This window comes from Cellulophaga geojensis KL-A (assembly GCF_000568425.1).
Classification (GTDB): Bacteria; Bacteroidota; Bacteroidia; order Flavobacteriales; family Flavobacteriaceae; genus Cellulophaga; species Cellulophaga lytica.
The window spans coordinates 1-21,051 of sequence record NZ_ARZX01000016.1 but is presented as its reverse complement, the minus strand read 5'-3'; the positions used below and the strand labels follow the sequence as shown (position 1 = coordinate 21,051).

The window sequence follows — 21,051 nt, the reverse complement described above, 5'->3', positions numbered from 1 at the left end:
TACATGAAATATTACATTATTGCCGGTGAAGCTTCTGGAGACTTACACGGCTCTAACCTTATAAAAGCTATTAAAGTTGCAGACACTAACGCAAATATTAGGTGTTGGGGTGGAGACCTTATGCAACAAGCTGGTGGAGATCTTGTAAAACATTACAAGAGTATGGCTTTTATGGGCTTTATTGAGGTTATAAGTAATATTAATAAAATATCTAAAAACTTAAAATTTTGTAAAGAAGATATTGATGCTTTTAAACCAGATGCTATTGTTTTTATAGACTATTCTGGATTTAATTTGCGTATTGCAAAATGGGCTAAAGAAAATAATTACCGTACCAACTATTATATATCTCCACAAATTTGGGCCTCAAGAGAAGGTAGAATTTCTAAAATTAAACGAGATATAGATGCTATGCACGTTATTCTTCCGTTTGAAAAAGATTTTTACGAAAAAAAACACAATTATCCAGTACATTTTGTTGGCCATCCCTTGTTAGATGCCATTAACAAACAACCACTTCCTAATGAGGCAAATTTTAGAGCCAACAATAATTTAGATCCTAAAAAACAAATTATTGCTTTATTACCTGGTAGTAGAAAGCAAGAGGTTCAAAAAATGCTAAATGTAATGTTATCTGTAACAAAATCCTTTACAAACTACCAATTTGTTATAGCTGGTGCACCAAGTTTAGATTTAGACTTTTACAAGCCCTATTTAAAAAATCCTCAAGTAGGCTTTGTAGCCAACCAAACTTATAGTTTATTAGCGTTGTCTACTGCTGCTTTGGTTACAAGTGGTACAGCAACATTAGAAACTGCATTGTTTAAAGTACCACAAGTGGTTTGCTATAAAGCTCATTGGCTGTCTTACTACATTGCAAAAAAAATAATTACTCTTAAATACATTTCATTAGTGAACTTAATAATGGACAAAGAAGTAATTAAAGAATTAATACAAGACGATTTAAATACAAACAACCTTACTTTAGAACTGAATAAAATATTATCTAAAGACACCAGAACAAAAGTTTTTGAGGAATATTACCAACTTGAAAAAAAACTAGGAGGAGTAGGTGCCAGTAAAAAAGCGGCAGAATTAATTGTTTCTAATACAAAAGCTAAAACATAAAAACCAATAAAATTTACTAAATTTGGTAACCAAGTGTCCTAAATTTTTCTTGGAATGATCCGTAAAGTAACTTTTTTTCTAATAATTCTTTCTCTAGGCAGCTGTGTCTCTAAAAAGAAAACCACCTACAGCAAAGATCGCAAAGTAAGCGTAGCACCATCTAAAGTAATCATAAAAAAAGGAGCCTCTTCTAAAGCCAAAAGAAAAGCAGAAGAAATTGCTGTTGAGCGTAAAGCAGACAAAATTATAAATTCTGCCTTGGCTTTTTCTGGCACGCCGTATAAGTTTGGTGGAACCACAAAAAGAGGAATGGATTGCTCTGGACTACTCTATGTTGCTTTTTCTGAACATAACATCACTCTTCCTAGAGTGTCTTACAATATGGCTAATGAAGGCAAAGAAATACGAGTTAAAGATGTAGAAAAAGGAGATTTACTTTTTTTTAGAACCTCAAAAAAAAGAAAACGTATAAACCATGTTGGTTTGGTAGTTGCAACAGATAATAACGAAATTAAGTTTGTACATGCTAGCACCTCTAGAGGTGTAATTGTTTCATCTTTAAGAGAAGGCTATTGGAATTATGCTTTTGTAAAAGCTACTAGAGTACTGTAATTTATGAAACCGTTTCAGTTTATTTCAGTAAAACTTACACTATGTTTAATTACTGGAATACTGATACAAACTGCTTTTAATTTTTCTCCTTTTTATTGTTTATACGCACTTATTACATCACTAATAATTCTTGGTATACTATTAAAAACATCTAAAAAAAGAGCATTAGTTTTTGGCATTGTAGCTGCTTTTGCAAGCATATTGTTGGGGGTAACTACTGCAAATTTTGCCACACCTAAAAATAACACATTACACTACAGTAATAAAACTACCAACAATGCACATTTATGGCATTTGAAAATACAAGAGGTTTTAAAATCTAACACTTACAACCATAAGTATGTAGCAACCCTTGTTACTCTGGATAACCAAAATGCTACAGGAAAATTTTTATTAGAGACACCAATAAATAGTGCTAAAACAATTTTTAATGTTGATGATGAACTTGTTGTATACACAAAGCTTTCTCCTGTTAACTCCCCTTTAAATCCGCATCAATTTAACTATGCTTTATACTTAAAAGATTTAGGCATTTACCATAAAATAGAAGCTAAAGACAATTACAAACTACTTTTATTAAACAATAAAACCCTAATTGGTACAGCTGCAATTATTAGAAATAATATTATTAACAAACTTAATGACGCGGGTTTTAACCCTGAAGAATTAAGCATTATAAAAGCATTATTGCTGGGGGAACGTAATACCGTACAAACAAAAACCTTAGACGCATACAAAAATGCTGGCGCTATACACATTTTAGCACTTTCTGGTTTACATATTGGAATACTTTTATTGGTCTTACAATTTTTACTTTCTCCTTTAGAGTATTTACCAAAAGGCAAAACAATTAAACTTATTATTATAGTCTTATTTCTTTGGAGTTTTGCTTTCATTGCAGGCTTATCTAGCTCATTAATAAGAGCAGTAACTATGTTTACATTTGTTGCCTACGCTATGTTTTTAAACAGGCCAACGAGTTCTTTTAACATTTTAGCATTATCGTTATTTTTTATACTCTTATGCAAGCCTAACTTATTGTTTTCCGTAGGCTTACAAATGAGCTATGCCGCTGTATTTTCTATTGTACTATTTAATCCTATTTTTAAAAAATTATGGGAACCTAAATATTACCTTACTAATAAAATATGGCAATTATTAACTGTTAGTTTAGCTGCTCAACTTGGAGTTTTACCTATTAGCCTATATTATTTTCATCAGTTTCCTAGTTTGTTTTTTATTACCAACTTAGCTATTATTCCGTTTTTAGGAGTTATTTTAAGTGTAGGTATTGTGGTTGTAATTTTAGCGCTTTTTAATGCTTTACCAAATTTTTTAGTTACACTTTACAACGGTATCATTTTTAGTATGAACAGTGTTGTAAAATGGGTTGCTACACAGGAAAATTTTTTAATTAAAGCCATTTCATTTAACAAGATACAAATAATACTTAGCTACCTTATTCTGCTAATATTGCTTTTATATATGACTAAAAAAACCTTTAAAAGAACAGCTTGGTTACTGGCTAGTGTTCTAGTTTTTCAATCATGCATAATTTACTATAATTACAAAGCATTACAAAAAGAAGAATTACACATATTACACCAAAGTAAACATACGGTACTAACCCACCAAACAGGAAAAGAATTAAAAGTTTACACTAATAATAGCCACATAAATCCGCAATCCATTCAAAATATTGCAATTGCAGAACGCGTAAATTCAATATCTAACCAAAAACTAAAAAATAACTACAGTTATAAAAACAAGCTACTAATTATTGTAGATAGTTTAGCAGTTTACCCTAAAAATAAAAACAGCATTGTACTACTCACACAGTCTGCTAAGCTAAATTTAGATCGTTTAATTACAGACATACATCCAAAACAAATAATTGCCGACGGTAGCAATTACAAAACCACAGTTGCCCTTTGGAAAGCTACTTGCTTAAAAAGAAAAATTCCTTTTTACTATACAGGAGAAAATGGCTATTATACCTTTCATTAATTACAAACACTAACTTTTATACCTTTATTTTCCAGATTTTTTACCATATTAGGAGCTATTCCGCTATCCGTAATAATTTCATCAATTTGATCTAGATTACAAATTTTAGCAAAGCTTTTTTTACCAAACTTAGATGAATCTGCTAAAACAATTATTTTTTGCGCGGCACCCAACATTTTTTTATTAAGCTGAGCTTCTTCTAAGCTAGAGGTAGATAAACCATACTCTAAATCTATACCATCTACTCCCAAAAAAAACTTACTACATGAAATGTTATCTAATATTTGTACTGCATAATTACCAATAACAGAAGCAGAACTATGCCTAACATACCCTCCAAGTTGCAAAATTTGTATGTCTTTATTATGTATTAAATGCAAAACAACATGTAAAGATGAAGTAATTACGGTTAGTTTCTTTTTAGGTTCTATAAACTTAGCCAATGCTTGCACTGTAGTACCAGATGCAATCATTATAGAATCATTTTCGTCTATTAATGTAGATGCGGTTTGCGCTATTCCTTTTTTTTCTTCAACAGAAATTTTTTCTTTTTCGCCAACTGCTCTTTCATTTATATACGGATTTTCTAATGATGCTCCGCCGTGAGTTCTAAAAAGTAACCCCTTTTCTTCAAGCAGGCGTAAATCTTTCCTAATTGTTACCGCAGAAACATTAAGTTGCTCACATAAATCTACAACTTCTACATGTTTTTCTCTTGCAAGAATATCTAATATAATCTGATGTCTTTTCATAGAATGATCAAATATAGTTAAAAAATGAAAAAAAATTAACATAATTTAGTTTCGTTTACTTTCGTTTTGTTTTAAAAATTTATTAGTTTTGATCAAAATCAAAAGAAAGTGACAAAAAACATATTTAACAGAGAAGCATTAATAGCGCAATTACAACAGGAAAAAAACTGGGATGTATTAATTATTGGCGGTGGTGCTTCTGGTTTAGGAGCTGCACTAGATAGTGCTACTAGAGGGTACAAAACAGTATTGTTTGAACAGATAGATTATGCAAAAGGAACTAGTAGCCGTAGTACAAAACTAGTACACGGTGGGGTACGTTATTTGGCTCAGGGCAATGTAGATTTGGTAAGAGAAGCTTTGCATGAAAGAGGATTATTAGCTAAAAATGCACCGCATTTGGTTAGCAATCTCTCATTTATAATTCCAAATTACAAATGGTGGGGAACTCCATTTTACACCATTGGCTTAAAAGTGTATGATATTTTATCTGGTAGACTAAGTTTTGGAAAATCGTTTTCACTTTCTAGAAAAAAAACTATTCAGAAATTAAAAACAATAAAGACAGACGGACTAAAAGGTGGTGTTTTATACCATGATGGTCAGTTTGACGATTCTAGACTTGCTGTTAATATAGCACAAACAGCTATTGAAAAAGGCGCAACACTTTTAAATTATTTTAAAGTTATAAAGCTCACAAAAGACACTAATGGCAATACCAATGGTGTGGTAGTTTTAGATACAGAAACAAATACAGAGTATACTGTTTTTGCTAAAACAATAATAAATGCTACAGGTGTTTTTACTGATGAAATATTAAAAATGGATGATGCTGCTTCCAAAAACCTTGTACGTCCAAGTCAAGGTATTCACTTAGTTGTAGACAGGTCATTTTTACCAGGTAATGAAGCCATAATGATACCAAAAACTACAGATGGTAGGGTATTATTTTTAGTGCCTTGGCACAACAGAGTAATTTTAGGAACAACAGACACCCTTATAGACAGCCATAGTTTAGAGCCTAAACCTTTAGAAGAAGAAATAGATTTTATACTAGCAAATGCCAACGAGTATTTAAACAAAAATGTTAGTCGTAAAGACGTATTAAGTATGTACTCTGGATTACGTCCTTTAGCTGCACCAAAAGATAAATCTGAAAAAACAAAAGAAATATCTAGAAGTCATAAAGTTTTAGTTTCTAACTCTAAATTAATTACAATTACTGGCGGTAAATGGACAACCTATAGAAGAATGGCACAAGACACCATAAACAAAGCTATAGAAGTAGGACAGCTTGCCAAAAAGGAATGTGTTACAGAAGATCTTCAATTGCATGGCGCGGTTGCCAACAATGATATAATTAATCATTTATCCTTTTATGGGTCTGATGAAGCCAGTATTTTAGAAATGGTACAACATGACCCAAGTTTAGGTGAAAAATTGCATCCTAATTTAGAGTTTGTAAAAGCCGAAGTAGTTTGGGCAGTTAAAAATGAAATGGCAAGAACCATTGAAGATATTTTAGCTAGGCGTGTACGAGTATTATTTTTAGACGCCAAAGCCGCAATAGAAATAGCACCATTAGTTGCAGATATTATAGCTAAGGAACTAAATAAAGATAATGCCTGGAAACAAAATCAAATTGAAAACTTTACAAAAGTTGCTGAAGTTTATGTTTTAAAACATTAAAATTTCACTTAAAACCAAACAACCTTACACACAAAACATGGAGAAATATATATTAGCATTAGACCAAGGCACAACAAGCTCTAGAGCAATTGTATTTAATAAAATGGGAAACATTATATCTGTTGCTCAAAAAGAGTTTACACAGTACTTTCCCAAACCAGGCTGGGTAGAACATGACCCTGACGAAATTTGGTCTACACAAGCTGGTGTTGCTACAGAAGCTATTACAAAAAAAGGACTAGATGTAAAAAATATTGCTGCAATTGGCATTACAAACCAAAGAGAAACTGTAGTTGTTTGGGATAAAAAAACAGGTAAACCTGTTTATAACGCTATTGTTTGGCAAGACAAAAGAACTGCTGCATATTGTGATGAATTAAAAAAAGCAGGACACACAGATCTTATTAAACAAAAAACAGGCCTTGTAATAGACTCTTACTTTTCTGGAACTAAAATAAAATGGATTTTAGATAACGTAGAAGGCGCTAGAGAACGTGCAGAGGCTGGTGATCTATTAATGGGCACTATAGACTCTTGGCTTATTTGGAACTTTACAAAAGGAAACAAACACGTTACAGATGTTAGTAATGCGTCTAGAACGTTACTATTTAACATTAATACTTTAGAATGGGATGATGAGCTGTTAGAGCTACTTACCATTCCTAAAAGTATGTTACCAGAGGTAAAAGAATCTAGCGAGGTCTACGGTCATACACAATCTGTTTTTTATGATTCTAAAATTCCTATTTCTGGTATTGCAGGAGATCAGCAAGCTGCATTATTTGGACAAATGTGTACCAAGCCCGGAATGGTAAAAAACACATACGGCACAGGTTGTTTTATGCTTATGAATATTGGTAAAAAACCAACATTATCTAAAAATAACTTACTCACCACTATAGGTTGGAAAATTAACGGAGAAACACATTATGCATTAGAAGGCAGTATTTTTATAGGAGGAGCTGTTGTACAATGGCTTAGAGATTCTTTAAAAATTATTAGAACATCTTCAGAGGCAGAAACGTTAGCTAACAGCATTACAAGCTCAGAAGGGGTTTACTTTGTTCCTTCTTTTGCTGGTTTGGGAGCTCCTCATTGGAACCAACAAGCACAAGGTACTATTTTTGGATTAACAAGAGGCAGCACAGATGCACATATTGCAAGAGCTGCTTTAGAGTCTATTGCCTACCAAACAATGGATATTTTAAAAGCCATGGAGGCAGATTCTGGCATTTTAATTAAAGAGTTAAGAGTAGATGGTGGAGCTACTGTAAATAATTTACTAATGCAGTTTCAGGCAAATGTTTTACAAACTACTACTATAAGACCTAAAGTGGTAGAGACCACTGCTATGGGAGCTGCTTTTTTAGCAGGCCTAGCTGTAGGCTACTGGGATAGTCCAAAAGAAATTGAAGAAATTTGGCAAACAGATAAACGTTTTGAACCAGTTATAGAAAATGAAGACATTTTAGAAGGCATTAAAGGTTGGTACAAGGCCATTAAAGCACTTGAATATTGGACAACCTTAAACTAAAAAAATGACTCCTTTTATTGCAGAAATTATTGGTAGTGCCATTCTAATTTTACTTGGTGGTGGCGTAGTTGCAAATGTTGTATTAAATAAAACTAACGGTAATAACAGTGGCTGGATTGTGATTACCACTGGCTGGGCACTTGCTGTTTATGTAGGTGTGGTTATAGCTGGGCCTTATAGTGGTGCTCATCTAAACCCTGCTGTTAGTATTGGTTTGGCTATTGCAAACAAATTTGAATGGTATAAAGTACCTATGTATGTACTTGCGCAATTTATTGGTACTATGGTTGGCGCTACTTTTGTTTGGCTTACATACAAACATCATTTTAATGAAACAGAAGATAAAGATGCTAAAAAGGCTGTTTTTTGCACTGCTCCTGCCATTAAAAATACATTTAGCAACTTATTTAGTGAGGCCATAGGCACTTTTGTGCTGTTACTTACTATTTTCTATTTTACAGATGCTACACTAACAGAGCCTAATACTATAATTGGACTAGGCTCGGTTGGCGCTATACCCGTAGCATTTTTAGTCTGGGCAATTGGGCTCTCTTTAGGCGGTACTACAGGTTATGCTATTAACCCTGCTAGAGATTTGGGACCTAGAATTATACACGCTTTACTTCCTATTAAAAATAAAGCTAAAAGTGATTGGAGCTATGCTTGGATACCTGTGGTAGGCCCTATTTTAGGTGCTTCACTAGCAGCTTTTCTAATGCTTGCATTAAGCTAACTAAATAAGATTACTTAAACTAAAAATCCCTTTTTACAATCTGTAAAAAGGGATTTTTTATATGTATTACCAAGTATACTTTTTATTTTATACCGTGCATCATTTTCTTTATTTTACCATTTAATAATAGCATAATTACTCCGGCTCCTGCAGGAATTAATGTGAATATTAAAAAGAAGGTTGATAAACCGTATTTCTCAGAAATTGGATCTATATAACTAGCTGTCCAACCACCAATTACACCTGCCAAGAAATTAGCTATAAACCAAATACCGAACATAATACCTACAAATTTAACTGGCGCCAATTTACTAACATAAGATAAACCTACAGGAGACACACATAGCTCTCCTAATGTATGGAATAAATACGCCAATACCAGCCAAACCATACTTACAGATGCCGTTTTAGCTCCTTCAGGAATACCAGAAGAGCCATAAGCCAATGCTGCAAAACCTACACCAACTAAAATTAAACCTAAAGCAAACTTAACAGGTCCAGAAGGGTTGTATTTAGACTGCCATATTTTAGAAAACAAAGAGGCAAACACTATAATAAATAAAGAGTTAAGCACAGAAAACCAAGAAGCAGAAACCTCTACTTGTGAGCTTTTCACCTCTGTTACTTTAGCTGTTACTGTATCCTCAGATGCTTCAGCAACATAGCCTAAATTTTGTGTAAGCTTTAATTGTACTACAGATCCAGCTGTAAAAGTAGTATCTCTAGACAATGCTAATTTTTGCTTTAAAACTTCATTTTTTTGATTTTCAAAAGCTAAAGAAGCATATGTATTATCTTTCCAAAATAGCCCTTTTGCAGACTCTTCTTTTAAATCTGTTATTTTAGCGTTAAAAAAGTAACCAATAGCATTTTTATCTTCATTAAGCAAGTTACCATCTTTAACTGTATTTGCAAGGTTTAAGCTGTCTGCAGGGTTGTAAAACTCATATTTGTTATTCACTTTTACATTTATAACATCACCTACTGTTAAAGGGTCACTAGTTCTAATTTCTTTTACCTTTTCTACGTTATTCACATCAGAATAAGCTACCGCATAAGAAGTAGTTTTATAATCGTTCTGCAACATCCAAATAACCAAAGCCCAAACAATAACAAAACTAGATGCTAGTACGATATTAGCTGTAGAATATTTAGAAAATGTCTTTTTAAATAACAAGCTTAATACATATGTAATAATACCTAAAGGAATAATTACTATAACACTATTTATTATTTTAAAAGCAGTAGCAGAAGAGCCTTCTAAAACTCTTTGTGTATAATCGCCAGCAAAAATAGTCATAGAACCACCTGCTTGCTCAAAAGCCCACCAAAAGAATGTTGTAAACAAAGCAAAAATACCAATAACAATCATTCTATCTGATATTACTCTAGATTTAGAAACACCTTCTACAAGTTCTTCTACGTTATCTTCTAATTTCTCTGCATCATCCTCAATAGTTTCCTCTATACTTTTATTTGTATTTGGTTTTAATCCTATTTTTCCAAATATTTTTTGCGCTAAATAGAATTGTACCATTCCTATAAACATAAAAACACCTGCTAAACCAAAACCATAATGCCAGCCTATTTTTTCACCTAAATACCCACATAAAAGAATACCTAAAAAAGAACCCGCATTAATACCCATATAAAAAATGGTATAACCTGCGTCTTTTTCTTCACCTTGTGTTTTATATAATTGACCAACAATTGAAGAAATATTTGGCTTAAACAAACCGTTACCAATAATTAATAATGTTAAACCTGCATAAAAAAACCAGTGTGTAGTACCTTCTAATGCCATAGATGCGTGACCAAGCGTCATAATAAACGCTCCTAAAATTACGGCATTTCTAAATCCTAAAAATTTATCTGCAATGTAACCACCAATAATTGGTGTTAAATACACTAGACCTATATACCAACCATATAAAATTGTTGCATCTGCTCTTTCCCAGCCCCAACCTTCATTTAGTAAAGATGATGTTAAAAAAAGCACCAACAATGCACGCATTCCATAGTAACTAAAACGCTCCCACATTTCAGTAAAAAACAGCACAAAAAGCCCAGACGGGTGTCCTAATACTGTTTTCTGATTAGTCTCAGATCCTCCGTATTTAAATTCCATATATAATTAGTTAGTTTATAAATTTGATTTCATCAAAAATAACAGATTTAAAGCATATTTTCATCAATTAAGAAATATGAATACTTTGCCCTAAATTATTAAATTCATAAAATGCTTTTAAGAAAGACCAAGTTTACTAATTATTTTAATAAATAGTAAACTTTTTATCTTAAATATTGCAATTATAAAGGCAAAACTCACAGATATATCAGTCAAAAAAAGTTGCCACATTATGTTTATCTTTGGCACTTGTAAAAAACCAACTATGATTACCCCTATTCAAGGATTTTCTAAACTAAGTAAAGACGAAAAAATAAACTGGATTGCTAGCAATTACACACACAATACCCAACAAACAAAAGAGGTATTAAAAGTGTATTGGAATTCTGATGCTAAACTGCAAAAACTGCATGACGAGTTTATAGAAAATACGATAACAAATTATTACCTGCCTTTAGGTATTGCTCCAAACTTTTTAATTAATAACAAGCTTTATGCTGTACCAATGGCTATAGAAGAAAGCTCTGTGGTTGCTGCCGCTAGTAAGGCTGCTAAATTTTGGTTAACACGTGGCGGATTTAAAACCACTATTTTAGGAACTGAAAAAGTAGGACAGGTGCATTTTATTTTTAAGGGTGATGAAAAAAAGTTAGAATCATTTTTTACGGCTATTAAACCTGTACTTTTTAATGATTCTGATAGTATTACCACCAGTATGAAAAAACGTGGTGGAGGAATTACAAATATTGAGCTACGTAATAAAACTGAAGATTTAGAACACTACTACCAGTTACACTGCACTTTTGAAACACTAGATGCAATGGGTGCCAACTTTATAAACTCTTGCTTAGAGCAATTTGCAAAAACACTAAAAAGAGAAGCATTGGCTTATACTGATTTTTCTGATGAAGAAAAAAATATAGAAGTTGTAATGAGTATTTTATCTAACTACGTACCTAATTGTGTTGTTAGAGCAGAAGTTAACTGTACAGTTGAAGAGCTTAGCGAAGGAAATACTGAAGAGGCACAACATTTAGCTGAAAAAATAGTACAGGCCGTTAACATTGCCAAAATAGAACCTTACAGAGCTGTTACACATAATAAAGGAATTATGAACGGAATAGACGCTGTGATTTTAGCTACTGGAAATGATTTTAGAGCTATAGAAGCTGGTGTACACGCATACGCTAGTAGAAACGGAAAATACAGTAGCCTAACTAATGCTAGCGTAGATAATGGTGTGTTTAAGTTTTGGTTAGATGTACCTTTAGCTTTAGGTACTGTAGGCGGCTTAACAAACTTACATCCACTAGTAAAAACTGCTTTAGAAATTTTACAAAAACCTTCTGCAACAGAATTAATGCAAATTGTAGCTGCCACCGGATTGGCTCAAAACTTTGCTGCTGTACGCTCTTTGGTAACAACTGGTATACAAGAAGGACATATGAAAATGCACCTGCTAAACATTTTAAATCAACTTGGCGCCACAGATAGTGAAAAAAAGACACTAACAGCACACTTTAAAACCAATACTGTTACGCATAGCGCTGTAGTTACTGCATACAACAATTTAAAAAATGACTAAAGAATTTTACAGCAACGGAAAATTACTACTCACAGGAGAGTATGTTGTTTTAGATGGCGCACTTAGCTTAGCAGTACCAACAATTTATGGTCAAAATTTAAGAGTAACACAAACTAATAGCAATAGCATTACTTGGAGCAGTATAGACGTAGCTAATAACACTTGGTTTAACGCAACTTTTAACAGCGATACTTTTACTGTTTTAAATGATAAACTAAACGATGAAGCTTGGACTAATACAGCAAAAACTTTACAACAAATTTTAAAAGAAGCACAATTACTAAATCCTAACTTTTTAAAAAACACGAAAGGGTTAGCTGTAGAAACAAAATTAGATTTCAACAGAGATTGGGGACTTGGGTCTTCATCTACTCTAATAAACAACATTGCAAAATGGGCAAATGTAGATGCTTTTAAGTTATTAGAAAATACAATGGGTGGCAGTGGGTATGATATTGCTTGCGCACAAAACAATACACCAATTTTTTATCAGAAAATAAACAAAATACCCACCACTACTACCATAAATTTTAATCCTCTTTTTGTTGACAATTTATACTTTATTCATTTAAACAAAAAGCAGAACAGTAGAGAAGCTATTGCTGCATATAAAAAATGTTCATTTAATAAAGATGAACTAGTTAAAAACATTACTGAAATAAGCAAAAACATAGCTAATACAAGTTCTTTATCTTCTTTTGAAGCACTTATTACTAAACACGAAGAACTACTATCTACAGCCTTAAAAACAAAAACAGTTAAAGACTTACTATTTAAAGATTTTACTGGCGCTATAAAAAGCTTAGGTGCTTGGGGTGGAGATTTTATATTAGCCACAGGTAATAAAACTACTCCCAACTACTTTAAGCAAAAAGGGTACAATACTATTTTTAGATATACCGATCTAATAAAATAAAAAAGCCTCCAAATTGGAGGCTTTTTTTAAATATGATTATTAAACAATTTCTACTAGTAGAACATTGCTCTGTTATCTTCAATTTCAGCAGATTTCTTTAATGCATTTAATACAGCAGAATTTGCTCTTTGCATAGCTGTTGTTTGCACCATATTTGCATAAGTACTGTAATTATCTAATTTAGGAGCTTCCTCTTTTTTAGTTACAGTTAACATAAATACTCCTGTTTCTCCTTCTAGTAAACCAGAAGTGTCTCCTTGGTTAAGTCCAAAAGCACTACCTACAACAAATGGTTCTCTACCTGCACCAGGTATTGTTGGTGATTTCATAGTTAATGCAGATGCAGTAGAAGCAGATACATTATTATCTTTAGCTATAGCATCTATACTTTTACCTTTATTAGCGGCAATAATTTGTGCTGCTTTTTTCTCTTTTCTTAATTTAGGTAACACCATAAATGAAGCATCTTCTACAGACATTAAGCCTTCTTTATACTTACCTGTTAATTGTACTACAGCGTAACCGTTGTTTACAGGAAAACGTTTAATATCTCCTACTTCAGAATCATCATTAAAAGCCCATTGTACAATTGCTCTTTGTGCAGCTAAGCCAGGAAGGTTTTCATCCATAGCCTTAATTTTATTTACTGGTCTTGCAACGTATTTTTTCTCTTTAGATAATTCTAAAAATGTTTTGTCAGAATCTTTTGCGTCACTTTCAAACTGAGTAGCTTCTGTAAACAAAGAGTTTATTGTAGCTTCAGACGCCTCTATAGCTCTTGCTAAAGTAGCAACACGAACTAAATCTTGCTTATCATCAATTTTAACAATGTGGAAACCAAATTCTGTTTCTACCATACCTATAGTACCTACATTGTTACTAAACATAAATTCATCAAACTTAGGAGTCATTCTACCTTGTTGGCTATATCCTAAATCTCCACCTCTTGATGCAGAAGGACCATCTGAATTATCACGAGCTAAAACAGAAAATTCTACATCTCCTTTTTTAGCATCTTTTAATAACTCTTCTGCTCTTTTTTTAGCTTCTTCTTTTGTTCTTTTTACTTCAGGGTTTGCTCTTTCTGCACCTTCCCAAGCAACAAGTATATGACTAGCCTTAACGTTACCATCTTTTTTCTTATCCATCATTTTAGTAACTTTAAAATAGTTACCATCACGATAAGGACCATAGATATCACCAATATTTAATGCCATTAAAGTGTCTGCAAATTTTGGAGATAATACGTTTTTAGTTTTGTAGATAGTATCATACTTTAAATCTGAATTACGATCTAAAAACTCTTCAATATTTTTTGTATTTCTAAAACCTAAAATAGTATCGTTATACTCTACTTTATCATTTAGTAAAGAAACTACTTTAGCTTCAACAGCTTTTTCATCTTCTAAAGATGGCTTCTCTTCAAAGTATACAAACTGAAAATCTCTTGCCTTTTCTTGCTTAAAATCTTCTTCGTGATCTTTTATATAAGCTGCAATTTCATCTTTACTTACCGCTACAGAACTATCTGCAATAGAAGTATAAGGTACTCTTACATACTTAATATCAATTTTATCATTAGCTAATTTATAATCTAACTCACCTTCTTTTAATGTAGCTCCTAAACCAGCTTTAACCAAGTTAAAGTAAGTTTGCTCTTTAGCTGCTTGCATAATAGCTTGCTCTTGCTGAAGCCATAGTGCATATTGTGCAGGGTTTTCTGTTTTTAAAGTAGAAATAAACTCTTTAAAAATATACTCATCAAAAACACCGTTCTCATTTTGGTACTGTGGGTTTTGAGAAAATCCTGGGTTAGATGCTATAAAGTTAATAATTTGGTCTTGCTCTATAGAAATCCCTAAATCATCAAACTCATCACTTAAAATAGCGTTTTTCACTTCTTGATCCCATACACTGTTTACAACCTGCATAGAAGTTGCGCCAGCTCCAAAACGATTAGAAGCAGCCTCAACCTCTCTTCTAAATTTGTCTATAGAAATATCTTTTCCGTTAATTTCTGCAACGGTAGTACCTGTTTTTACACCAGACATACCATCTGCACTAAAAATACCAGAGATTACAAATGCAAATAAGGCTAAACCTATAATTAGGATTAATACAGTTGTTCTCTTTCTTATGTTCTCTAAAATCGCCATTTTATAAAATGTTTAAAATCAGTGGGCAAAAATACCATTTCTTTTTGGGTTTTAAAATTTAATTTTTATCAAATTTTTAACACTAAAAACCTACTCTTTTTCAAGTATATGCAGGGTTACCAAATCTATCTTAGTATTTGACACTTCTATTATTTTAAAATTGAAGTTTTCAATTTTAATTTCCGAATCTTTTTCGGGTATTTCTCCTGTTTCGTTTACTATTAAACCTCCTAGAGTTTCATACTCATCACTCTCTGGAAGTTCTAACTTATAATTTTCATTTATATAATCTACATCTAGCCTTGCAGAAAACTTATATGTATCTTCAGACAACTGCTCTTCTACCAAATCTGTAGAGTCATGCTCATCTTCTATTTCTCCAAATAATTCTTCTACTATATCCTCTACCGTCATTATACCTGCTGTACCACCATACTCATCTAACACTACAGCAACACTTTTTCTCTTTTTTGTAAGCGAATCTAAAATATCGCTTACCAACATAGTTTCGGGCACAAATTCTATAGGTAGTAAAATACTTTTTATGGTTTTAGGTTTTTTAAAAAGCTCAAAAGAATGCACGTAACCTATTATATTATCTATAGTTTCTTTATAAACCATTATTTTAGAAAAACCTGTTTCTGTAAATAATTTGGTTAAATTTTTAGGAGTATCATGAAGCTCTACTGCTACTATTTCTGTACGTGGCACCATAACTTCTCTTGCTTTTACAGCTGCAAATTCTAATGCATTCTGAAAAATTTGAATCTCAGAATCTACCTCGTCTTCAGTATTAACAGTCTCTAGCTGCTCTGTAATGTAATCTCCTAGCTCTACTTTACTAAACGCAAGCTGACTATGATCACCATCTGTTTTAAAAAAAGTTTTTAAGATAAAATCTGACACACTAATTACAAAATTGGAAATCCAAGAGAATAATCCGTAGAAAAAATATGCAGGTATTGCCAATACTTTTAAAAATGAATTGGCATAAATTTGAAAAAATACTTTTGGCAAAAACTCTGCCGTAATTAAGATCACTAATGTAGAAATTACAGTTTGTGATAAGAGTCCAAAATCTGTAAGCAACAAATCTAAAAAGCTACTACTTGTAGGTAACATGTTTACAAACCAACTCATAAGTAAGTCTCCCATATACATACCATATACCACCAAGGCAATATTGTTGCCTATAAGCATTGTAGCTATAAACTTAGATGGTTTTGCTGTTAATTTAGATAAAACAGTAGGCAAAAAACCTTCTTGTTTTTTTTCTATTTCTAAATGTATTCTATTAGCAGATATAAAAGCAATCTCCATTCCTGAAAAAAATGCAGAAAGTAATAATGATACAACAATAATAATGATTGATGTTACCAAGGTTACGAGTTGTTATCTTGTTTTCTTTTTTCAAACTTTTTACGGTAGTGTCTTCTAAAAAAGAACATACCAACAGAAATAACTGCAAAAAAAGCAAATAAAAAATAGTCCTCATTAGCTCTCCAAAGTGTATACATTTTATAAGTTGCCAGTATAGCTACTACCAAATACAAAACCTCTGTATACCTTAAAATTTTCATCATATTTCCTCGTCTTTTATTGTTTTTAAGCCTGTTGTTTTATGTGCATTAACTTGTTTTAAATCTTTATCAGAATCAAAACCCTCACCATACATTACAGATTCATCTTCTGGGTTTATAAATTCAAATTTTTCTTGTGTAAAAATCCATTTATTAACCTGATCATAAAACAGCTGTGGTGTTTTAAACTGTTTACCATCATGTGTGTGTATAACAACATTACCTCGTAAACTTATTAATTTTGTAGAAGAATAACTAATACCATAATCCGCTGTTATAATACTTTTTTGGTTTTTATCATCAAAAAACTCTACCTGCAGCCCCTTAGGAAATACCTCTTTAGGAAATGTTAAGTTATTAAAATCTTCTCTAACAGGCGCTGTTAACACTGCTAAAACTTTAGAGGTTACCTCTTCTTTATTTTTAACAGGGTCTTTGGTTTCTGTGTAGGTAAAAACTAAATCATTAGCAACACCTTGCGGATACACCAATTTAGTTGCCTCTACTCCTACACGTTTGTAGCTATCTTTACACGAAAAAAGCATTGCCATAAAACAAATTATGGCAATGCTTTTTAAAAATTTATATGTTTTTCTTGTGATCATCTTATAGGTTAGGCACCTTTACACTACCACCAACCCAACATTTAAAGCTAACTGTTTTGCCTTGCATGTTGTTAGAAAAAATTTCTGTTTTAGTAGGCGCTCTTTGCAAGTATCTACTAGCAGCAGATTTTGCAGTAGAACCTAATGATGGGTCTACTCTACCTGCTTTTCTTGCTAATTCTGCAGCTTTCCAGTTTACAGCTAATTTTTCAAATTTAGTAGAACCACAATCGTTAGCACTACTAGACACTAAGCTCGCCATTAATAAGTAAGCTTTTCCGTTAGATGGGTTTGCTTGTAATGACTTGTTAGCATATTTGTAAGATGTAGACTTGCTAATTCTGCTATACCTAGCTGCAATTTTGTATAGAATATCTGCCTTTTTGTAAGGATCTGTCTCTAACTCACTAGCTTGTGTAAAATCACTTAATGCACCTTTACTATCACCTGCTTTTAGTTTTAAAGAAGCTGAGTATAAGTAAGCACTTGCAGATGGCTCCATTGCCAATTGCTTTTCAAATAATTTTTTAAACATTGGAGAATCTAAACAATCTTTAGAATACATTCTTCCTACTGCTCTTTTTACCCATTTAAGGTCATTTTGCTTGGCCTCAAAGTTTTTCTCATATAATGGTATTAAGTTTTCACAATTAGCTAAATCTCCTAATTTAGAGTCTATACTAGCAGATACTTTACCATAGTTACCAGAGTTTGCACTGTAAACTCTTAAGTTATTAGCTTCTTTTTTAGTAATTGTACCCGCATCTTCCTTAGCTAACAATGTACTAATTTTAGCAGTTAAAGCTTTGTTATCTTCTTCAATTTTTTCTGTTACATCATCATATACATCAAAAACAGTTTGTAACTCCTCTTTACCAGCTTTATGCAGGTCTACAAGGCTAGAAAAATATAAGTATAATGCTTTTACACTTTTAAAGTGAGCTCTATCTTCTGTAAAAGCTGTTTTTAACGCAGCATAATCTTCTTCATCAGTAGACATTTTGTTATCATACTTTAACAATTGCTTGTCTATGATTACTTCTGCCTTAGATGTTTTTGTAGGATAATATTTAATGTAATTATCATACAAGCCTAATAACATATTTATAAACTCAGTTTTTTCTGCTCCTGTAGTATTTTTTATTTTATGCTTTAAAATACGCTCTCCGTACTGAAAATTTGCTTGATGATAATCTGGGCATACATCATAAACTTTTTTCCAAGGTCCGTATGCAGCATCATAATTTTTAACTTTTGCATCTTGTGCATATAATTGAAAGTTATTTGGGCATTCCGACTTATCAACTGTAGCAGCAGCTGTTTCCTGAGCATAGCTTACACCCATAACGCTTATAAAAGCAATCGCTATAAAGTAAAGTTTCTTTTTCATCTTAATTGGTTTTTATTATTAATGGTTATAAACTTTTTTAATTTATTGTTCTTTTTCTAAACCACTTAGAGTTTAGAGATATTCCTAGGTTAACTTTAAAATAGTTTTCCTGAATAAGGTCTGCATTTGTTGTTCCTCTTTTTCCTATTTCAAAACCTATGTTAATATTAGAAAAAGGATCGTTAACTGCATTCAATGGTAGTCCTAATCCAAAAGTTATGCCAAAGTCTTTAATATCTTCATTATTTACAACCATACCGGTGTTCTCAAATCTTGCACCTGCTCTGTATGTTATTCTTTTATAGTAACTTGTAAAAGAAGTATAATCTGGTATATAAAAACCACCAAAAGCAATTTTAGAAGCATTTTTGTACGTTAAATTACTTACTGTAAAAAATGGGGCTCTGTAATCTTCTAAGTTTTGCGCACTATATTCTGTACCAATAAACCATTTTCTATCTTGACCAAATCCTAAACCAACTGTAGTTGTTGTTGGTATTGTAACACCTCTGTTAGCTAAACCTGCATTATCTAAGTCTACTTCTATAGTTTCTATTTCTTGTCCTGTACTAGATGAAAAAGAACCAATAGTTTTTGTGTTCTCTGAAGATAGGTTATTCTGTGTTTCTACACCAAAATAAGTATTCATTCTTATTTTATCTGTAAGCATTGGAGTGTAATTAGCAGATATTTTAAAGTTTGCTCCGTTTACTCTAGAGTTTCTAAAGTCAAAAGTACCATATTGTACATCTTCCACGTCTTGCACTCTTCTACTGTCTACAACACCAAAATAATAATTAGCAGTAACACCAACTGTAAAATCTTCTATTACTTTAACTCCTGCTGAGAAAAAAACCGAATTTACACCGCCATCTCCAGAAAAAACGTTTGTAATTTCTCCGTTGTCTGCGCTTGTAAAGCTTTCCTCTATTTCATAACCAGAAGAAGTAAATGGCTTTATACCAAAACCTACACCCAACCTGTCATCAATAATTGGAAAACCAATTGCTAAATAATCTAAATTAGTTACAGATGAGTTATCTGATAAATTTTGCCCTTTAAAGTTTATATCTTTTCTAGATAAAGAAGCAGTGTATGTAGTTTGTCTTAACCTAGCATAAGCCGCTGGGTTATTTAGGTTTATATGTATACTATCTGCATACATACTAATACCACCCATCATTTGATTTTCTACTGAACCTATAGATCTTAAATCTCCAATTCCAAAATAAGAGTATGGAGAAACTGTGCCGTTTTGAGCGTAAATAGTACCTGCCATACAGCATACTATTGCAATAATTATTTTTCTTATCATTTAGTCTTTGTTGTATTCCAGCAAATAATTAAGTCCGTCAAGGAGAAAATTGGAATGCGCAAATATGGTATTTTTTAATCGTTTTGACAAAAAATGAGCGTCGCCGCCTGTTAAAATAACTGTTAAATCTGCAAATCTAACCTTATATTCTTTAATTACACCATCAATTTCTAAACAAATTCCATTAATTACACCACTTTTCATGCAAGATGTTGTAGAATTCCCAATTAACTCAATTTCACCATTTTTATCTAATAATGGCAATTTAGCCGTTTGATTATGCATAGCTTTAAATCTCATTGCTACACCAGGTGATATAGCTCCTCCTAAATAAGCGCCGTTTTTATCTATAAAATCATACGTAACACAAGTACCTGCATCTATAACCAAAGTATTCTCACTTGCATTATTATAAAACGCTGCTGTAGCAAGTGCAATACGGTCTACTCCTAATGTCTTTGGCGTACTATATAAGTTTTTAAAAGGTATTTTGGTTAGCGCACTTAAAGTGTGCACATTACAGTACACAGCAAGCTTAGTAACCTCTTCTTCACCTAAAAAACCAACAGATGAAACAATAGCATCTTTAATATCTGGATAGGCTAAAAAAGTTTCTTTTACTAAATCTAAAAAATTTTTAAGCACTACGGCATCAGAAAAAACAAGTTGTTTTCCTTTGTAAACCGCTAGTTTTACTGAGGTATTCCCTGCATCAACAATTAAATTCATTTTACAAATATTATAAATATTAAAAAAAGTTTAATCTTTTTTTCAATTTTTGTTTGGATATACGAAAATAGAAATTATATTTGCACCCGCTTAACGGCATGGTGCCTTAGCTCAGTTGGTAGAGCAATGGACTGAAAATCCATGTGTCCCTGGTTCGATTCCTGGAGGCACCACTTTAAAAACCCGATCAGA

Annotated in this window: 17 protein-coding genes and 1 tRNA gene; 9 read left to right on the top strand and 9 right to left on the bottom strand. The window is 32.3% G+C overall.

The features are described 5' to 3' along the window. Window positions 1-3: 3 nt before the first annotated feature. Genes lpxB through KLA_RS12000 form a run of 3 tightly spaced genes read left to right on the top strand, consistent with a single transcriptional unit; the run spans window position 4 to window position 3,747 of the window. The gene (gene lpxB, locus KLA_RS12010; protein WP_034646155.1) at window positions 4-1,128 is read left to right on the top strand and encodes a lipid-A-disaccharide synthase; all 1,125 of its coding nucleotides are present in this window, start codon (window positions 4-6) and stop codon (window positions 1,126-1,128) included. 54 nt (window positions 1,129-1,182) lie between these two features. Further along, window positions 1,183-1,740: a C40 family peptidase gene (locus tag KLA_RS12005; protein ID WP_013620367.1), complete on the top strand. Its 558-nt coding sequence runs from the start codon at window positions 1,183-1,185 to the stop codon at window positions 1,738-1,740. A 3-nt stretch (window positions 1,741-1,743) separates the two neighbouring features. Next, entirely contained in the window at window positions 1,744-3,747 is a 2,004-nt protein-coding gene (locus KLA_RS12000) for a ComEC/Rec2 family competence protein (protein ID WP_034646153.1), read from the top strand. Here the strand turns inward: KLA_RS12000 and KLA_RS11995 are convergent. Further along, window positions 3,744-4,499 carry a DeoR/GlpR family DNA-binding transcription regulator gene (locus KLA_RS11995; protein ID WP_034646232.1) on the bottom strand — a complete coding sequence of 252 codons (756 nt, stop codon included), beginning with the start codon at window positions 4,497-4,499 and terminating at the stop codon, window positions 3,744-3,746. The genes KLA_RS12000 and KLA_RS11995 overlap by 4 nt on opposite strands. Window positions 4,500-4,607: 108 nt before the next feature. Here KLA_RS11995 and KLA_RS11990 point away from each other — a divergent pair, with 108 nt between their 5' ends. The 3 genes from KLA_RS11990 to KLA_RS11980 are packed head-to-tail and all read left to right on the top strand — an operon-like array spanning window position 4,608 to window position 8,455. Then, complete coding sequence (locus tag KLA_RS11990; RefSeq protein ID WP_013620370.1) at window positions 4,608-6,188, top strand: glycerol-3-phosphate dehydrogenase/oxidase; 1,581 nt, start codon at window positions 4,608-4,610, stop codon at window positions 6,186-6,188. Between the two features lie 37 nt (window positions 6,189-6,225). Continuing rightward, window positions 6,226-7,722, top strand: a complete 1,497-nt coding sequence (glpK, locus tag KLA_RS11985; RefSeq protein WP_034646152.1) for a glycerol kinase GlpK — start codon at window positions 6,226-6,228, stop codon at window positions 7,720-7,722. Window positions 7,723-7,726: 4 nt separating this feature from the next. Further along, window positions 7,727-8,455 (top strand): MIP/aquaporin family protein, encoded by a 729-nt coding sequence (locus KLA_RS11980; RefSeq protein WP_013620372.1) that lies wholly within the window; start codon window positions 7,727-7,729, stop codon window positions 8,453-8,455. 82 nt (window positions 8,456-8,537) lie between these two features. Here the strand turns inward: KLA_RS11980 and KLA_RS17635 are convergent, their stop codons facing one another. Beyond that, window positions 8,538-10,583: a peptide MFS transporter gene (locus KLA_RS17635; RefSeq protein WP_051456103.1), complete on the bottom strand. Its 2,046-nt coding sequence runs from the start codon at window positions 10,581-10,583 to the stop codon at window positions 8,538-8,540. A 265-nt stretch (window positions 10,584-10,848) separates the two neighbouring features. Between KLA_RS17635 and KLA_RS11970 the strand changes: the two genes are divergently transcribed. Then, complete coding sequence (locus tag KLA_RS11970) at window positions 10,849-12,168, top strand: hydroxymethylglutaryl-CoA reductase, degradative (RefSeq protein WP_034646150.1); 1,320 nt, start codon at window positions 10,849-10,851, stop codon at window positions 12,166-12,168. Beyond that, a complete protein-coding gene (locus tag KLA_RS11965; RefSeq protein WP_034646148.1) occupies window positions 12,161-13,084 on the top strand; it encodes a GYDIA family GHMP kinase in 924 nt (307 codons plus the stop codon). Before KLA_RS11970 ends, KLA_RS11965 begins: the two co-directional genes overlap by 8 nt. 53 nt (window positions 13,085-13,137) lie before the next feature. Here KLA_RS11965 and KLA_RS11960 read toward each other — a convergent pair whose 3' ends face one another. The 7 genes from KLA_RS11960 to KLA_RS11930 form a co-directional block, all read right to left on the bottom strand. Continuing rightward, window positions 13,138-15,240, bottom strand: a complete 2,103-nt coding sequence (locus KLA_RS11960; protein WP_013620376.1) for a peptidylprolyl isomerase — start codon at window positions 15,238-15,240, stop codon at window positions 13,138-13,140. A gap of 90 nt (window positions 15,241-15,330) precedes the next feature. Beyond that, the gene (locus KLA_RS11955; protein ID WP_013620377.1) at window positions 15,331-16,620 is read right to left on the bottom strand and encodes a hemolysin family protein; all 1,290 of its coding nucleotides are present in this window, start codon (window positions 16,618-16,620) and stop codon (window positions 15,331-15,333) included. 2 nt (window positions 16,621-16,622) lie between these two features. After that, a complete protein-coding gene (locus tag KLA_RS11950) occupies window positions 16,623-16,823 on the bottom strand; it encodes a hypothetical protein (RefSeq protein WP_013620378.1) in 201 nt (66 codons plus the stop codon). Beyond that, on the bottom strand, window positions 16,820-17,425 hold the full coding sequence (gene lptC / locus KLA_RS11945) for an LPS export ABC transporter periplasmic protein LptC (protein WP_034646145.1): 606 nt from the start codon (window positions 17,423-17,425) through the stop codon (window positions 16,820-16,822). Before lptC ends, KLA_RS11950 begins: the two co-directional genes overlap by 4 nt. A gap of 1 nt (window position 17,426) precedes the next feature. Beyond that, window positions 17,427-18,815 (bottom strand): tetratricopeptide repeat protein, encoded by a 1,389-nt coding sequence (locus tag KLA_RS11940; RefSeq protein WP_034646143.1) that lies wholly within the window; start codon window positions 18,813-18,815, stop codon window positions 17,427-17,429. Window positions 18,816-18,852: 37 nt separating this feature from the next. Next, on the bottom strand, window positions 18,853-20,130 hold the full coding sequence (locus tag KLA_RS11935) for a hypothetical protein (RefSeq protein WP_034646141.1): 1,278 nt from the start codon (window positions 20,128-20,130) through the stop codon (window positions 18,853-18,855). Then, entirely contained in the window at window positions 20,131-20,859 is a 729-nt protein-coding gene (locus tag KLA_RS11930; protein ID WP_013620382.1) for a type III pantothenate kinase, read from the bottom strand. Window positions 20,860-20,959: 100 nt separating this feature from the next. Between KLA_RS11930 and KLA_RS11925 the strand changes: the two genes are divergently transcribed. Further along, window positions 20,960-21,032, top strand: a tRNA-Phe gene (locus tag KLA_RS11925). Window positions 21,033-21,051 lie beyond the last annotated feature (19 nt).

Excerpts from the sequence above, each read along its gene's own strand:
- lpxB (WP_034646155.1), top strand. The coding sequence starts at position 4 with ATGAAATATTACATTATTGCCGGTGAAGCTTCTGGAGACTTACACGGC.
- KLA_RS12005 (WP_013620367.1), top strand. The coding sequence starts at position 1,183 with ATGATCCGTAAAGTAACTTTTTTTCTAATAATTCTTTCTCTAGGCAGC.
- KLA_RS12000 (WP_034646153.1), top strand. The coding sequence starts at position 1,744 with ATGAAACCGTTTCAGTTTATTTCAGTAAAACTTACACTATGTTTAATT.
- KLA_RS11995 (WP_034646232.1), bottom strand. The coding sequence starts at position 4,499 with ATGAAAAGACATCAGATTATATTAGATATTCTTGCAAGAGAAAAACAT.
- glpK (WP_034646152.1), top strand. The coding sequence starts at position 6,226 with ATGGAGAAATATATATTAGCATTAGACCAAGGCACAACAAGCTCTAGA.
- KLA_RS11980 (WP_013620372.1), top strand. The coding sequence starts at position 7,727 with ATGACTCCTTTTATTGCAGAAATTATTGGTAGTGCCATTCTAATTTTA.
- KLA_RS17635 (WP_051456103.1), bottom strand. The coding sequence starts at position 10,583 with ATGGAATTTAAATACGGAGGATCTGAGACTAATCAGAAAACAGTATTA.
- KLA_RS11970 (WP_034646150.1), top strand. The coding sequence starts at position 10,849 with ATGATTACCCCTATTCAAGGATTTTCTAAACTAAGTAAAGACGAAAAA.
- KLA_RS11965 (WP_034646148.1), top strand. The coding sequence starts at position 12,161 with ATGACTAAAGAATTTTACAGCAACGGAAAATTACTACTCACAGGAGAG.
- KLA_RS11960 (WP_013620376.1), bottom strand. The coding sequence starts at position 15,240 with ATGGCGATTTTAGAGAACATAAGAAAGAGAACAACTGTATTAATCCTA.
- KLA_RS11950 (WP_013620378.1), bottom strand. The coding sequence starts at position 16,823 with ATGATGAAAATTTTAAGGTATACAGAGGTTTTGTATTTGGTAGTAGCT.
- lptC (WP_034646145.1), bottom strand. The coding sequence starts at position 17,425 with ATGATCACAAGAAAAACATATAAATTTTTAAAAAGCATTGCCATAATT.
- KLA_RS11940 (WP_034646143.1), bottom strand. The coding sequence starts at position 18,815 with ATGAAAAAGAAACTTTACTTTATAGCGATTGCTTTTATAAGCGTTATG.
- KLA_RS11935 (WP_034646141.1), bottom strand. The coding sequence starts at position 20,130 with ATGATAAGAAAAATAATTATTGCAATAGTATGCTGTATGGCAGGTACT.
- KLA_RS11930 (WP_013620382.1), bottom strand. The coding sequence starts at position 20,859 with ATGAATTTAATTGTTGATGCAGGGAATACCTCAGTAAAACTAGCGGTT.